The organism is Variovorax sp. S12S4 (assembly GCF_023195515.1).
Classification (GTDB): domain Bacteria; phylum Pseudomonadota; class Gammaproteobacteria; order Burkholderiales; family Burkholderiaceae_C; genus Variovorax.
In genome coordinates, this window is the sequence record NZ_JALPKR020000002.1 from 4,065,295 (window position 1) to 4,079,411 (window position 14,117).

The window sequence follows — 14,117 nt, forward strand, 5'->3', positions numbered from 1 at the left end:
CCAGCCTCGTGTCCGCCTACTGGAACGGCGCCGCCACCTATTACCGCGGCATGGTTCGTGCGCTGCACGAGCGAGGCCACCGCGTGCGCTTCTACGAGCCCGATGCCTTCGGCCGCCAGCAGCACCGCGACATGGAAGATCCGGACTGGGCGGAGGTCATCGTGTATCCGGGCGAGGGCGACGCCAATGCACGCCGCATGGTCGAGCATGCACGCGGCGCCGACCTGGTGGTCAAGGCCAGCGGCGTGGGCGTGTTCGACGCGCTGCTCGAAGAGGCCGTGCTCGACTTGCAGGGCCCGGGCACGCGCGTCGTGTTCTGGGACGTCGATGCGCCCGCCACGCTCGACCGGCTGCAGGCCGATGCGGCCGACCCGTTCCATGCGCTGGTGCCGCGCTACGACATGGTGCTGACCTACGGCGGCGGCGACCCCGTGGTGCAGGCCTATCGCCGTGCCGGCGCGCGCGATTGCATTCCGATCTACAACGCGCTCGATCCGTCCACGCATCATCCGGTCGGGCCCGATGCACGCTTCGAGGCCGACCTGGGATTCCTCGGCAACCGCCTGCCGGACCGCGAGGCGCGCGTGGAAGAGTTCTTTCTTCGCGCCGCCAGCCTGCTGCCCGAGCAGCGCTTTCTGCTGGGCGGCAGCGGCTGGGGCGACAAGGCCATGCCCAGCAACGTGCGCTATGTCGGCCACGTCTACACCGCCGACCACAACGCATTCAACCGCACGCCCATGGCCGTGCTCAACGTGAGCCGCGACAGCATGGCGCGCTACGGTTTTTCGCCGGCCACGCGCGTGTTCGAGGCGGCCGGTTCCGCCGCCTGCCTGATCACCGATGCGTGGGAGGGCATCGAGCTTTTCTCGAGCCCGGAAAGGAAGTGCTGGTGGCCGCCGACGGCGAAGAAGTGGCGGCGCATGTGCGCCAGCTCGACGCCGCAAGCGCGCGCCGCATCGGAGAGGCCGCTTACCGGCGCGTGCTGGCGGAACACACCTACGCGCACCGTGCCGCGCAGCTCGAGGCATTGCTCGAAGGCCGCGATGCGGCGCAGGCCCTGGAGGTTGCATGAGCATGCAGGCTTCACCGCTCAAGATCGTCATCCTCGGGCTCTCGATCACTTCTTCGTGGGGCAACGGCCACGCCACCACCTACCGCGGCCTGGTGCGCGAACTGGTGCGGCGCGGGCACGACGTGCTGTTTCTCGAGCGCGACGTGCCCTGGTACGCCGGGCACCGCGACCTGCCCGATCCGCCCTTTGGCCGTACCGCGCTGTACGCCGACGTTGCCAGCCTGCAGCGCGACCATGCGGCGCAGATCGGCGAGGCCGACCTCGTGATCGTCGGCTCCTTCGTGCCTGACGGCGTGGCCGTCGGCGACTGGGTGCAGGCCGAGGCACCGGGGCGCACCGCCTTCTACGACATCGATACGCCGGTTACGCTGGCCGCGCTCGCCCGCGGAGGCACCCCCTACCTGCAGGCGCGGCAGATTGCGGGCTACGACATGTACCTGTCTTTCACCGGCGGCCCCACGCTCGACCGGCTGGAGCGCGAGTTCGGCTCGCCCGCCGCGCGCATGCTCTATTGCTCGGTCGACCCCGAGCTGTATTACCCCGAACCCGTGGCGCAGGATTGCGACCTCGGCTACATGGGCACCTACAGCGACGACCGCCAGCCCACGCTCGAAGCGCTGCTGCTCGAGCCCGCGCGCGAGTGGGCTCAGGGGCGCTTCGAAGTGGCCGGGGCGCAGTACCCGGTCAGCATCGAATGGCCGCGGAACGTGCGCTACACGGCGCACTTGCCGCCGGCCATGCACCGCGATTTTTATAACCGGCAGCGCTTCACGCTCAACGTGACCCGCGCCGACATGATCCAGGCCGGCTGGTCGCCCAGCGTGCGCATCTTCGAAGCGGCCGCGTGCGGCACGCCGATCATCAGCGACCGCTGGGACGGCATCGAATCGCTGCTCGTTCCGGGCGAAGAGATCTTTCTGGCCGATTCGCCCGGCGAAGTGCTGCGGCTCTTGCGCGAACTGCCGGAGGAAGAGCGCCACGCCGTGGGCGAGCGCGCGCGCCGGCGCATTCTTTCGGAGCACACCGCCGCTCACCGGGCCGCCGAGCTCGAAGGCTACGCCCGCACGCTGCTGCAAGTGCGCGAGGCGGCATGAAAAGAGGAGGCATGCACGTGCACAACAACCAGAAGTCAGCGGCCGCCGCCGCAACCGGGCAGGACCAAGATTCCGTTCGCCAGAAGATCGAGGCCCTGGGCCCCTGGTTCCACAACCTGCACCTGCCCGGCGGCGTGCAAACCTTGCCCAAGCATTTTCTCGGCGGCGACTTTCCCAACTTCAAGTGGCAGGAGATCAAGCCCTTTGTGCCGGAAGACCTGAGCGGATGGCGCGTGCTCGACGTGGGCTGCAACGCAGGCTTCTACAGCTTCGAGCTGGCGCGGCGCGGTGCCTCGGTGCTGGGCATCGATGTCGACGCGCACTACCTCGCGCAGGCCCGGTGGGCCGCCGGCCAGCTGGGCATGGAGTCGCAGGTGGAGTTTCGGGAGATGCAGGTGTACGACCTCGCGCGCTCCAGTGAGACCTTCGACCTCGTCTGGTTCATGGGCGTTTTCTATCACCTGCGTTATCCGCTGCTGGCGCTCGACCTGCTGGCCGAGCGCACGCGCCGCATCATGATGTTCCAGACGCTCACCATGCCTGGCGACTCGGTCTATACCGACACGGCGGACTGCAACATCGACAACCGCACGCCGCTGCTCGAGAGCGGATGGCCGCGCATGGCCTTCATCGAACACCGGCTTGCCAACGACCCCACCAACTGGTGGGCCCCCAACCATGCCGGCGTGGAGGCGATGCTGCGCTCCAGCGGACTGCGCGTCGAAGCCCGGCCGGGGCACGAGATCTACCTGTGCGTGCCCGATGCACAGGCGCAGGGTGCACGCGCCATCTATGGTTCGCAATACGAGTCGGCCACGGGAGCGATCCGTGGCGGCGGCTGAACCAGGCCAGGAAGGCCGGGCCGGGGAGCCGCCCGTTGCGGGCGTGGTCGACCGCAACATTGCCGCGCTGGTGCGGCGGCGCCAGCAGAAAAAGATATCGACCGGCCTGCAGGACCGGATCGCCGACGCCATTACCCGCTTTGCCGGCAGCATGAAGTTCGTGTACCTGCACCTGCTGATCTACGGGGGCTGGATCGTCATCAACCTGGGGTGGGTACCCATGGTCCGCGCATTCGACCCGACCTTCGTGGTGCTGGCCATGGTGGCGTCGGTCGAGGCCATTTTCATCTCGACCTTCGTGATGATCAGCCAGAACCGCATGGCCGCGATGGCCGACCAGCGTGCCGACCTCGATCTTCAGATCAGCCTCTTGGGCGAGCACGAGATCACGAAGGTCATCACCCTGGTTACGGAGATCGCAAAGCGCATGGACATTCCGGCGGCCCACGACCCGGAGCTCGACGAACTCCGCGAGAACGTTTCGCCGGAGCGGGTGCTCGACCGCATCGAGCGCCCTTCGAAAGAGCCCGGGCAGCCGGAGGGGTAGGGCGACTCTCCCGGCCGGCTGTTCCTTCCTTCTTACTTCTTGCCGGTGATTCCCTGCGCGGTCGTCAGGTGGCCGTGAACCACGGGCAGCGTCTTGGCTGCATAGGCCTTCAGGTCCGCATCGGCCGCACTGCGCTGCACCTTCTGCAGCATTTCATGCGTCTTCTTGTGGTCGGAAAGGCCCGCCATCGACATGTACTGCTTGTCGAAGGTTTCGCCGCTCAGGGCCTTCAGCGCGGTTGCGGTGGCCTTGTGCTTGGCGTCGGGCTCGGTCGGCAGCTCCACGCCTTTCTTCGATGCGATTTCCTGCAGTTCGCTCAGCGCCTTGGTGTGGTCGTCGACCATGGTCTTGCCGAACTGCTTCACCTCGTCCTTCGAGGCTTTCTCCTGGGCGAGCTTTCCGGTTTCGATCTCGGCGAGATTGGCCTGCGCAATGTCTCTCATCATGCGCTGGTCGCCCTTCGAGGGCTTGCCTGCCTGGTCCGACTTGCCGGCGGCGCTGCGGGTTTCCGTGGCCTGGTCGCCGCGGGAGCTTGCGCTTTGTGCGGCGGCGGGAAGAGTCGCAGCAAATGCGCAAGCGGCCACTGCGGCCATGCCGAAACGGAAGGCAGTGCTCTGGATGGTCATCGATGTACTCCTTGAAGGTGATGATTTCGGGCCCGCCCGTTGGAGCGGGATCCGCTCCTTGCGGGGCAACGCGCATGCCCGGCGCGGTGCGGGCATGCCGCTTGCCGCCCGCGTTTGTCCCTCTTCTTCCCATCATTCTTTTCAACGCCCTGGACGTCCTGTCATGAAAAGATCGCAATCGCGCATGGGCCATGCGAGCGAGTGCTATGAACTGCTTGAATTCCTGTCGCGCCGCCAGATGCCCGTGGTGTGCTCGGAACCCGATGACATTCACAAGATCCTTGCACTGCGCAGCGCGTCGCTGCTGCAGGCGATGACGGAGCCGACGGTGGTGTTGCGCACCGGCGAGCGACGCATCGAGCGCGCCATCGTCACCGCGATCACCGCCGAAGGCCGCGCGGCCTGCATGATGCGCAGCGCCAATGCGCTGACGCCCGGGCGCCGCTGAGGGCGCTTGCCGCCGCTTGTTGCGGCGGATGCTTCAGAGCTGGCCCTGGCCGTCGCCCGTGCGGTCGTGCACCCAGCGCATGGCTTGCTGCTGCGCATGGCGCAGCGCCTCTGCTTCGGTGGCGTAGGCGATCTCGTCGGTGTCGTTGGGCAGCATGGTTTCCTGGGTGGCCGTTCCCTCGCCGAGGCAGACGACCTCGGGGCGGTACACACCCGTGGCCATGCGGCGGGCGCAGTACGCGAAGCGCCAGCCGCGGTAGACGAATTCGTGGCGCTGCTCTTCGTTCATTGCGGGTGCTCCGCCGCGGCTGGTGAATCGTCACCGCGGATCGCGTTCCATCCGGCGGGCGTGAGCGCGCGGACTTCGCCGAACTGCCCGTCACAAGAGTCCGGCGGATAGAAGCGCGCATCCACGTGCCCGGTTGCCGCGAGCCGGCGCAGCACGCGCACCTTGGACGGCCGTGCCACGAAGATGGGAAGGCGCTTGCGGGCCAGTCTTTCGAGATAGCGGTAGGACATGCGGTACCCCTCTCTTTACTGCTGCAACTGCTGCAACTGCTGCAACTGCTGCAATTGCGGATTGGCCTGCACGCCGCGTTTGAAGCTGTCCTCGGGCGCTCCGAGCGCGCTGCGTCCGTCGGGTGTCAAGGCGAGAAAGCGGCCCACCTCGCGGCCCCCGGCATCAAGCTTGAGGGTCAGCGCCGCAACCAGCCCGGCGGCCCGCAGCACCAGCAGGTTGTCGATGTCGTGGGGGTCGGTCAGCGTCGCGGGCGCGGGATGCTTTGCGAGCACACGCAGAAATTCAATGGACATGTTTTCTCCTTTGCGGGCTAGGCCGCAGCTCCCAGTTCTCCCCTTGGGCGCGGCGGCGCTCGAAGGGATCGATGTTCATGCTCTGGCGGTACTTGGTGACGGTGCGGCGCGCAATGCGAAAGCCCTGCTGCGCCAACTGGCGTGCCAGCGCCGCATCGCTCAGCGGCGCCACGGGTTTTTCGACGGCAATGAGCTCGCGGATGAGCCCCTGCAGTGCCACCGGCGCGCTCGCGCCCCCGGCGGCGTGCTCGAGCCCGCGCGAGAAGAAGTGCTGCAGTTCGAAGATGCCGACGGGCGTGGCCATGTACTTGTTGTGCACGGTGCGCGAAACGGTGGACGGATGCACACCCACTTCTTCGGCAATTTCGCGCAGCCCGAGCGGCTTCATGGCGAGCGGCCCATGCTCGAAGAACATCTTCTGCCGCGCGACGATGGCGCGGGCCACCTCCAGAATGGTGGATGCGCGCTGCGACACGCTGCCCACCATCCAGCGCGCTTGCTCCAGGCATTCCTTCATGGCGGCGCACTGGCCGGTGCCGTGTTTCTCTCCATGCTGCTCGAGCATTTGCGCGTAGGCCGCATTCACCTTCACGCGGGGCAGGGCGCTGGCATTGAGCGAGGTCCGCCAGGTGCCGCGCACCTTCTTCACGGTCACGTCGGGTATCACGATGCGCGCCGCCGTTTCGCCGAATTGCCAGCCCGGGTGCGGGTTCAGGCGCCGGATGCAATCGATTGCGCACTGCACTTGCTGCGGCGCCGCGTCGAGCGCCCTGGCCAGTTTGCCGAGGTCATGCGTGGCAAGCAGGCCAATGTGCGCTTCGAGAATACGGCGCGCGAGTTGCCGGATGACTGTTTCCGATTCGTTCGCATGCTTCGGGGAAGCCTCGAGTTGCAGGCAAAGGCATTCGGCCACGCTGCGCGCCGCCACGCCCGCAGGGTCGAGCGCCTGCACGCGGCGCAGGGCCGTGCGCAGCTCGCGTTCGGCATCCGCGCCGGTTTCTCCGAGCGCGGAGCCCACCTCTTCGAGCGAAATGCGAAGGTAGCCGTCGTCGTCCAACGCCTCGACCACGGCGCGCGCAAATGCCATTTCGCGCGCAGAAATGCGCAGTACGCCAAGTTGCCCGTGCAGGTGGGCGCGCAGCGAATCCGGCAGCGGCACGCGCTGCATCAGGTCGAAGCTCTCGTCATGCGACAGGTGCCTGTCGCCCGAGGCCGGGGCCGCGGTAATCCTGTCGAAGGCCGCTGCCGCTTCGATGTCGGCGGCAGCATCGGCCGCGGCCGGCACGGTTTCGGCGATGGATTCGTGGCCTTCTTGCGCGAGCGGTTCAATCTCGAGAAACGGGTTCAGCTCGGCTGCGTCGCGCAGCGCCTGCGCGTATTCCTGCGAGGACATCTGCAGCAGCCGAACGGCCTGCTGCAGGCGGGGGAAAAGATGGGGGCCTGCACCTGGCGGGCCTGCAAAACAATCGATGTGTTCATGTTTCTCCGTAGCGCCTCCGGTTCTCGGGGCGGGATGGCTGCGCAACGGTCGTGCCAGGGTATTTCGCGCTCGCATGGGTCGAAAACTAGTTTTAAAGTACGCATAAAAGGGTTCGCGCGCGCCTTCGGCGCCGGGGTGTTGGAAGCCTTGCGGCAAATCTTGCGGTTCTCCCGGGGCAGACAGGGGTGGTGCGTTTGTCGGAAACTCATGCAATGAAAAATTCATCGGGAGACAGGGGGCAGCCCGCGGCGTGGCCGGCGCTGCTGACCGGCGCTTGCCTTGCCATTGCGGGGATCGCGGGGCTGGGACTCGCGTTTCGGCAGAAAGCCCGCACCGCACGGGCTGCAGAAGAAAAGCTGGCGCTGCATCGGGCGCGCATGGCTCGCCAGGCGCTGTGCGCACAGCGCCTTGAACACGATCTTCGAAGCCCGGTGGGCGCCATGGCCGTGGCCTTGGAGCTTTTGCGGACCTCCGACGACACCGACACCCAACGCGAAGCCCTGGAAGTGCTGGAGCGGCAGGTCGCGCGTATGACGTCTCTGACAGAGCAAGTGCACGAATTCGCACAGGGCTTGAACGATTGAACCGTCCGGCATTTCTTGCGCGGCGGAGCAAAATCTGAAATGAGACATCTACGCGCGAAAGAAATTGCGCGGGAAATTCGAGGCAAGCACTCATTCGCAGTGCAGCACAGGCGTCAAGCCAGGTACGAAGTTGGGCCACACACTTATTGTTGAAGACGACGAAGATTCGGCGCGGATGATTGCCGCCCTGGTCGCGCGCGAGGGGCACACCGTGATGTGCGCGCACTCGATCGCCGCGGCGCGCCGCCTGGTTGCCATGCAGCGGCCCGATCTGCTGCTGCTCGACCTGCACCTGCCCGACGGAAGCGGCTTCGACCTGCTGGACGACCCCGAGATGGTGAGCGACACCATGCTGGTCCTCATGACGGGGCAGGCGAGCCTGGAGACTTCCATCAGGGCGCTGCGTATCGGCGCTGCCGACTACCTGGTAAAGCCGATCAATCCGCAGCACCTGAAGGGGCTGCTCTCACGCCTCATTGCTCCTTCGCAATTGCGCGCTGAACTCGACGAGGTGCAGGAGCTCTGGCGCGAGACCGGGCGCTTCGGCCACCTGATCGGCCGCTCGCAGGCCATGCAGCGCGTGTACCGGCAGATTTCGCGCGTGGCCGGCACCGCGGTGACCGTGTTCATCCACGGAGAAAGCGGCACCGGCAAGGAACTGGTGGCCCGCGCGGTGCACGACCTGAGCCGGCGGCGCGAGCAGCCGTTTCTTGCCGTGAACTGCGGTGCGCTGTCGCCGCACCTCGTCGAAAGCGAAATCTTCGGCCACGAGCGCGGCAGCTTTACCGGGGCGGAGCGCCAGCACCAGGGCTTCTTCGAGCGCGCGCATGGCGGCACGCTGTTTCTGGACGAGGTGACGGAAATGCCGCTCGAGCTGCAGGTAAAACTGCTGCGCGTGCTGGAGAGCGGCACCTTCATGCGGGTGGGCTCCACCCAGGTGCAGCAGACCGACGTGCGCATCATCGCGGCCACCAACCGCGACGCCGGCGAGGCGGTGGCGCGGGGCACCATGCGCGAAGACCTGCTGTATCGCCTCAACGTATTTCCAATCGGGCTGCCGCCCCTGCGCGAACGCGGCGACGACATCGCCCTCATTGCCACCAGCTTCCTGCAAGACCTGGCGCGCCAGGAAGGTGGCAGCAAGCACTTCACGCCGGGCGCGCTGGCGCGGCTGGCGGCGCACCGCTGGCCTGGCAATGTGCGCGAGCTGCGCAACGTGGTGCAGCGCGCATGGGTCATGGCGTCCGGCAACGAGATCGACGAGGAGTGGCTGCCCGCAGCGGGACAGTGCGGGCGCCGGGCCCGAGCCCGAAGCAACGCGCGGCCGAGCGCTCGCGCCCCCTCCGATCAATGGCCAGCGGGATGCCGCTGTGGCACCTCCCGAGGCGGGGGAGGACCAGATCGTGATCGAAGTGGGCACGCAACTCTCGGAGGTAGAACGGCGCGTCATTCTTGCCACCTACGAGCGCTGCGGGCGCCACAAGGAGCGCACCGCCGCGCTGCTGGGCATCAGCATGAAGACGCTCTACAACCGGCTGAAGGAGTACCAGCAATGAGAAGGCGCCTGCGGCTGCGCCGGCGTGTTCCGACGGGAGCATGAGGACGGACCCGCGGCGGAGGACGCGCCGCGCATTCGCGCGCGATAGCGCTCCTTCCAGCCGCGCAGCCGGAACCTGTAGGCCGCGGCGCCTGCGGGATCGAAGTCGGTTCCCAGATAATTCGCCGGGTTTTCAAGTGGATGGCGGGCGAAATAGCTGCTGAGTTCGTTCATGCGTGTCTCCGGGTGCGTGAAGGTTCTCGCTAGGCGAAGGTCTCGCGCAAGGCGTTCACCGTCCGGCAAACTGCGTGCCGAGGTGCCGCCGCCGGGCCGGTACGCCGTTTGCCGGAGAGCAAGTAGGAGAAGCGCATTGGATGAAATGAACCCCGACCATGCCGAGGAAGCGCTGGGCGATCAGATCGACGACGCCGTGCCGTCGCGCGGCTATCGCATGCTGCCCGTTGTCGGGCTTGGCGGCTCGGCGGGCAGCATCGAGGCGGTGGGCGAGTTCCTGGAGGGCATGCCCACCGACACGGGCATGGCCTTCGTGGTGGTGCTCTACCTGCCCGCGGCGCATGAGAACGCACTGGCGCAGGTGCTGGCGCGCTCCACCCGCATGCGGGTGGTGCCGGTCGGCGGCAGGGAGCGCATCGAGCCCGACACGGTGTATGTGGTTCCGCCCGGCAAGACGCTGCGCACCCGCGGCGAGCTCATCGAGCTGGCGGCGCTTCCGCCGGTCCAGGGCCGCCACATGGCGGTCGACTTCTTCTTTCGAACGCTGGCCGATACCCACGGGCCCCACGCCATTGCGGTGGTTCTTTCGGGTGTGGACAGCGATGGCACCATCGGCGTCAAGCGGATCAAGGAGCGCGGCGGCCTGACGGTGGCGCAAGACCCGCAGGAAACCCGCCACAACGGCATGGCGCAGTCGGCCATTGCCACCGGCATGGTCGACTGGGTGCTGCCCGTGCGCGAAATGGGCGCGCGCATTCACGCCTACTACCGCATCGAGCGGCAGCTGAAACTGCCGCCCGAGCAGCTGCCGGACGGCGAAGACGACGCACCGCCCGCGCCCGATGTGGACGAGGCGGCCTTTCGCGAAGTGCTGGCCTTCGTGCGAAGCCGAAGTGGGCGCGATTTTGTCAACTACAAGCGGGCCACCGTGCTGCGGCGCATCGGCCGCCGCATGCAGGTAAACGGCGTGAGCGATCTTGCCGCCTACCTGGACTGCCTGCGCACGCGCCCCGGCGAGGCCGGCGCGCTGCTGCAGGACATGCTGATCAGCGTGACTAATTTCTTTCGCGACGGCGAATGCTTTTCGGCGCTGGAAGGCATGGTGCACGAGCTGTTCCGCAGCAAGACCTCGGCCGACACCATCCGCGTGTGGGTGGTGGCCTGCGCCACGGGCGAAGAGGCCTATTCGATTGCGATGCTGCTGAGCGAGCACGCCCGCATGCTGGAAAGCCCGCCGACCATCCAGATATTTGCCACCGACCTGGACGAGGACGCGGTGCGCGCCGCCCGTGAAGGCATCTACCCCATGGTCAGCGAGGCGGATGTTTCGGAAGAGCGGCTGCGGCGCTTCTTCATCCGCGAGCAGCGCGGCTACCGCGTGCGCCGCGAGTTGCGAGAGATGGTGCTGTTCGCGGTGCACGACGTGCTGAAGGATTCGCCGTTCTCGCGCATCGACCTGGTCACCTGCCGCAACCTGCTCATCTACCTCAACCGGGAGGCGCAGGCCCGCGTGTTCGAGACGCTGCACTTTGCGCTGGTGCCCGGCGGCCGGTTGTTCATCGGCGCATCGGAGGCGGTGGACGAAGACAGCCCGCTGTTCGCTGTGCTCGACAAGAAGCACCGCATCTACGCGCACCGCCATGCGCCCAAGGCCGCGTTGCCGGTGCCCACCGGCCGCAGCAGCACCGCGCTGGCGCTCGACGCCAAGCGCGCGCTGCCCGTGATTCCAGGGGCGGCCTTTGCGCAGCTGCAACGCAGCGCAATGGCGCCGCTCTCCGATGGCCGCAGCATGACCTGGGGCGAGCTGCACCTGCGGCTGCTCGACCGGCTGGCGCCGCCTTCCATCCTGCTGGACTCGGACCACGAGATGCTGCATATCTCGCCCGCGGCAACGCCGTTCCTGCACTTCAGCGGCGGCGAGCCGTCGCGCAACGTGCTGCGCGCCATCGTGCCCGACCTGAAGGCCGAGCTGCAGACCGCGCTCTACCACGTGAACGAAAGGCGCCAGCCGGTGGAGGTGGCGCCGGTGCGCGTGCGGCTGAACCATGGCGAAGCCGAGGTCTCGCTCCACGTGATGCCGGTGGAAGAAATCGGCGGCGGCCTGCTGGTGCTGCTGCGCCAGGCCGACCCCGCGAGCGCGCGCGGCAGCATCGTGGTTCCGCGCGTGGATGCCGAGCCCCTTGCCGAGCACCTGGAGCGCGAGGTGACGCGTTTGAAGTCGCAGTTGCGCGAAACCGTGGAGCAGTACGAGACATCGACCGAGGAACTCAAGGCGAGCAACGAGGAACTGCACGCCATGAACGAAGAGCTCCATTCGGCGACCGAAGAGCTCGAAACCAGCCGCGAAGAACTGCAATCCATCAACGAAGAGCTCACCACCGTCAACCACGAGCTCAAGAGCAAGGTGGACGATCTCGGCCAGGCCAACAGCGACATGCTGAACCTGATGGACGCGACCGCCATTGCCACGGTGTTTTTGGATCGCGAGTTCCGCGTGACCCGCTTCACGCCCAGCGCGGTGGCCATCTTCAAGCTGATTGCAACCGACGTGGGGCGGCCGCTCTCCGACCTGACCACGCCGCTGGACTATCCGCAGCTTGCGGCGGATGCACGCAAGGTGCTACAGACGCTGCAGCCTTCGGAGCGCGAAGTGGGCGACGCCGCCGGCAACTGGTACCTGGCGCGCGTGCGGCCGTACCGCACCATCGAAGACCGCATTGCGGGCGTGGTGCTCACCTTTGTCGACATCACCGAGCGGAAAGAAGCGCAGGAGTCGCTGCGGCAGTCGCAGGAGCGCTTCAGCGCCATCGTCAACCAGGCCTCGGTGGGCGTGGCGCAAACCCGCCTCGACGGCGAAATTACCTTTGCCAACACTTGCTATCACCAGCTCATGGGCTACGGCGAGAGCGAGCTCGCCGGCGTGAGCGCGCTCGACCTGGTGCACGCCGCCGACAAGCCGGCCATTTCGGCGCTTTTCGCGCGGCTGGCACAGCATGGCGAGCCGTTCCAGAGCGAGAGCCGCAATGTCCGCAAGGACGGCTCCTTCATCTGGCTGCACAAGAGCGTGACCGTGCTCACCAATGCGGGCGGAAAGCCCGACTCCGCGCTCATCGTGTGCAGCGACATCAGCGAGCGCAGGGCCGCTGAAGAAGCGCTGCGCGAAAGCGAGGAGCGCTTCCGGCTGATGCTCGAAAACGCGGTCGACTACGCGATCTTCTCGGTCGACATGGAGCGCTGCGTGAAAAGCTGGAACACCGGGGCCGAGCGGCTCCTGGGCTATACCGAGGCCGAAATCCTCGGCCGTTCGGCCGACATCATCTTTACCGAGGAAGACCGCGCGGCGGGCGCCCGCAGGAAGAGGCGCGCACCGCGCTCACCGCCGGCCGGGCGGCCGACGACCGGTTGCACCAGCGCAAGGACGGCTCGCGCTTCTGGGCCAGCGGCGCGCTCATGCCCATGCACAACGGCGAGGGTGCGGTCGTCGGCATGGTGAAGGTGCTGCGCGACCAGAGCGAGCAGCGCGCGGCGCAGCAGGAGGTGGAGCAAAGCCGCGGCGAACTGCTCGACGCGCTGCGCGCCAACGAGGCCGCGCGGCAGGCGCTCGAGGCCGCCGATGCCGCCAAGGACCGCTTTCTGGCCGTGCTTTCGCACGAACTGCGCAACCCGCTCGCATCGATCAGCGGCGCCGCCGAACTGCTGGCGCCCGAGGAGCTTCCCACGCAGGAGCAGGCGCGTGCCGCGCGCGTGGTGCGGCGCCAGGCGGCGGCCATGAAGGTGCTGTTGGGCGACCTGCTCGACGTGTCCAGCCTGCGCCGCGGCCGGCTGGTGCTTCGCCGCGAGAGGGTCACGGCGCAGAGCATCGTCGATGCGGCGCTGGAGGCCACCCGCCCGCTGATGGAGCAGGGGCGCCACAAGCTCGAACTCGACATCTTCGCCGCCGAGATTCCGCTCGACGCCGACCCGATGCGCCTGACGCAGGTGATCTCGAACCTGCTGTCCAACGCGGCCAAGTACACGCCGGAAAGAGGCGAGATCCAACTGGCAGTGCATGCCGATGCGGATGCCGGCCATGCGATCTTCACCGTCACGGACAACGGCATCGGCATGGACCCGGACACGGTCGACACGATGTTCGAGATGTTCACGCAGAGCGTGCACGCGCACGAGCGCTCGGCGGGCGGGCTGGGCATTGGCCTGGCGCTGGTGCGCAACATCGTCGAGCTGCATGGCGGCACGGTCACCGGCGAGAGCAGGGGCTCGGCCATGGGAGCCGGTTCACCGTGCGTATTCCGCTTGCGGAGCCGCTTGCATCCGACACCGTGGCGGGGCAGGTGAAATCCGAGCCTGGCTCGTCGGCTGCTGCGTCAGAGGCCGCTCCGCAGCGCGTGCTGCTCGCGGACGACAACGTGGACGCCCTGTGGGGCATGGCGCGCATGCTGTCGATTTCCGGCTTCAGCGTCAAAACCGCCGACAACGGGGTCGATGCACTACGGGTGGCGGAGCACTTCCGGCCCGATGCGGCCGTGCTCGACATCGGCATGCCCGGGCTCGACGGGCACGAGGTGGCGCGCCGGATTCGCGCACAGCCCTGGGGGCGCGGCATGCTTCTTGTGGCGGCCACGGGGTGGAGCCAGCCTGAGGACAAGCTTGCCGCACTGGAGGCGGGGTTCGACGAGCACCTGGTGAAGCCGGTGGCCGCGGCAGACGTCCAGCGCCTGCTGCGGGCGCGCGACGGGGCAGCAGCCGCAGGCGGCTAAAGGGGCGGCTAGCGGGCGCGCAAGCCGGGCACGCCGCTTGCCCTGCAGGAAGACAACGTACTTATTCGTGTACTTCTGCTGCTC

Annotated in this window: 14 protein-coding genes and 2 pseudogenes; 11 read left to right on the top strand and 5 right to left on the bottom strand. The window is 67.3% G+C overall.

What is annotated here, in order from left to right:
* Window positions 1-401: 401 nt before the first annotated feature.
* The 4 genes and pseudogenes from M0765_RS29505 to M0765_RS20065 all read left to right on the top strand — a co-directional run bounded on the left by M0765_RS29505 (window position 402) and on the right by M0765_RS20065 (window position 3,555).
* Window positions 402-1,072: pseudogene (locus M0765_RS29505) on the top strand (CgeB family protein).
* A 143-nt stretch (window positions 1,073-1,215) separates the two neighbouring features.
* Complete coding sequence (locus M0765_RS20055) at window positions 1,216-2,166, top strand: CgeB family protein (RefSeq protein ID WP_258508345.1); 951 nt, start codon at window positions 1,216-1,218, stop codon at window positions 2,164-2,166.
* Window positions 2,167-2,183: 17 nt separating this feature from the next.
* A complete protein-coding gene (locus tag M0765_RS20060; RefSeq protein ID WP_258505570.1) occupies window positions 2,184-3,008 on the top strand; it encodes a TIGR04290 family methyltransferase in 825 nt (274 codons plus the stop codon).
* Entirely contained in the window at window positions 2,995-3,555 is a 561-nt protein-coding gene (locus M0765_RS20065; RefSeq protein WP_258505571.1) for a DUF1003 domain-containing protein, read from the top strand. Before M0765_RS20060 ends, M0765_RS20065 begins: the two co-directional genes overlap by 14 nt.
* A 32-nt stretch (window positions 3,556-3,587) precedes the next feature.
* Here M0765_RS20065 and M0765_RS20070 read toward each other — a convergent pair whose 3' ends face one another.
* The gene (locus M0765_RS20070) at window positions 3,588-4,181 is read right to left on the bottom strand and encodes a DUF4142 domain-containing protein (RefSeq protein WP_258505572.1); all 594 of its coding nucleotides are present in this window, start codon (window positions 4,179-4,181) and stop codon (window positions 3,588-3,590) included.
* 163 nt (window positions 4,182-4,344) lie between these two features.
* Here M0765_RS20070 and M0765_RS20075 point away from each other — a divergent pair, with 163 nt between their 5' ends.
* Window positions 4,345-4,629: a hypothetical protein gene (locus M0765_RS20075; RefSeq protein WP_258505573.1), complete on the top strand. Its 285-nt coding sequence runs from the start codon at window positions 4,345-4,347 to the stop codon at window positions 4,627-4,629.
* 33 nt (window positions 4,630-4,662) lie between these two features.
* Here the strand turns inward: M0765_RS20075 and M0765_RS20080 are convergent, their stop codons facing one another.
* The 4 genes from M0765_RS20080 to rpoN are packed head-to-tail and all read right to left on the bottom strand — an operon-like array spanning window position 4,663 to window position 6,912.
* Window positions 4,663-4,917 carry a hypothetical protein gene (locus M0765_RS20080; RefSeq protein WP_258505574.1) on the bottom strand — a complete coding sequence of 85 codons (255 nt, stop codon included), beginning with the start codon at window positions 4,915-4,917 and terminating at the stop codon, window positions 4,663-4,665.
* Entirely contained in the window at window positions 4,914-5,147 is a 234-nt protein-coding gene (locus tag M0765_RS20085; RefSeq protein ID WP_258505575.1) for a hypothetical protein, read from the bottom strand. Before M0765_RS20085 ends, M0765_RS20080 begins: the two co-directional genes overlap by 4 nt.
* A gap of 15 nt (window positions 5,148-5,162) precedes the next feature.
* Window positions 5,163-5,441, bottom strand: coding sequence for a hypothetical protein (locus M0765_RS20090; protein ID WP_258505576.1), 279 nt, complete (start codon window positions 5,439-5,441; stop codon window positions 5,163-5,165).
* Window positions 5,431-6,912 carry an RNA polymerase factor sigma-54 gene (rpoN, locus tag M0765_RS20095; protein ID WP_446751604.1) on the bottom strand — a complete coding sequence of 494 codons (1,482 nt, stop codon included), beginning with the start codon at window positions 6,910-6,912 and terminating at the stop codon, window positions 5,431-5,433. Before rpoN ends, M0765_RS20090 begins: the two co-directional genes overlap by 11 nt.
* A 197-nt stretch (window positions 6,913-7,109) precedes the next feature.
* Here rpoN and M0765_RS20100 point away from each other — a divergent pair, with 197 nt between their 5' ends.
* The 6 genes and pseudogenes from M0765_RS20100 to M0765_RS20125 all read left to right on the top strand — a co-directional run bounded on the left by M0765_RS20100 (window position 7,110) and on the right by M0765_RS20125 (window position 14,033).
* Window positions 7,110-7,505 (top strand): histidine kinase dimerization/phospho-acceptor domain-containing protein, encoded by a 396-nt coding sequence (locus tag M0765_RS20100; RefSeq protein WP_258505578.1) that lies wholly within the window; start codon window positions 7,110-7,112, stop codon window positions 7,503-7,505.
* A gap of 175 nt (window positions 7,506-7,680) precedes the next feature.
* Window positions 7,681-8,742, top strand: a pseudogene (locus tag M0765_RS20105) (sigma-54-dependent transcriptional regulator); the annotation flags it as partial.
* A complete protein-coding gene (locus M0765_RS29510; protein ID WP_446751605.1) occupies window positions 8,702-9,061 on the top strand; it encodes a helix-turn-helix domain-containing protein in 360 nt (119 codons plus the stop codon). The pseudogene M0765_RS20105 and the gene M0765_RS29510, both read left to right, overlap by 41 nt.
* Before the next feature lie 360 nt (window positions 9,062-9,421).
* The gene (locus M0765_RS20115; protein ID WP_258508346.1) at window positions 9,422-12,769 is read left to right on the top strand and encodes a CheR family methyltransferase; all 3,348 of its coding nucleotides are present in this window, start codon (window positions 9,422-9,424) and stop codon (window positions 12,767-12,769) included.
* Window positions 12,727-13,611, top strand: coding sequence for a sensor histidine kinase (locus tag M0765_RS20120; protein WP_258505581.1), 885 nt, complete (start codon window positions 12,727-12,729; stop codon window positions 13,609-13,611). Before M0765_RS20115 ends, M0765_RS20120 begins: the two co-directional genes overlap by 43 nt.
* Window positions 13,608-14,033, top strand: coding sequence for a response regulator (locus tag M0765_RS20125; protein WP_258505582.1), 426 nt, complete (start codon window positions 13,608-13,610; stop codon window positions 14,031-14,033). Before M0765_RS20120 ends, M0765_RS20125 begins: the two co-directional genes overlap by 4 nt.
* Window positions 14,034-14,117 lie beyond the last annotated feature (84 nt).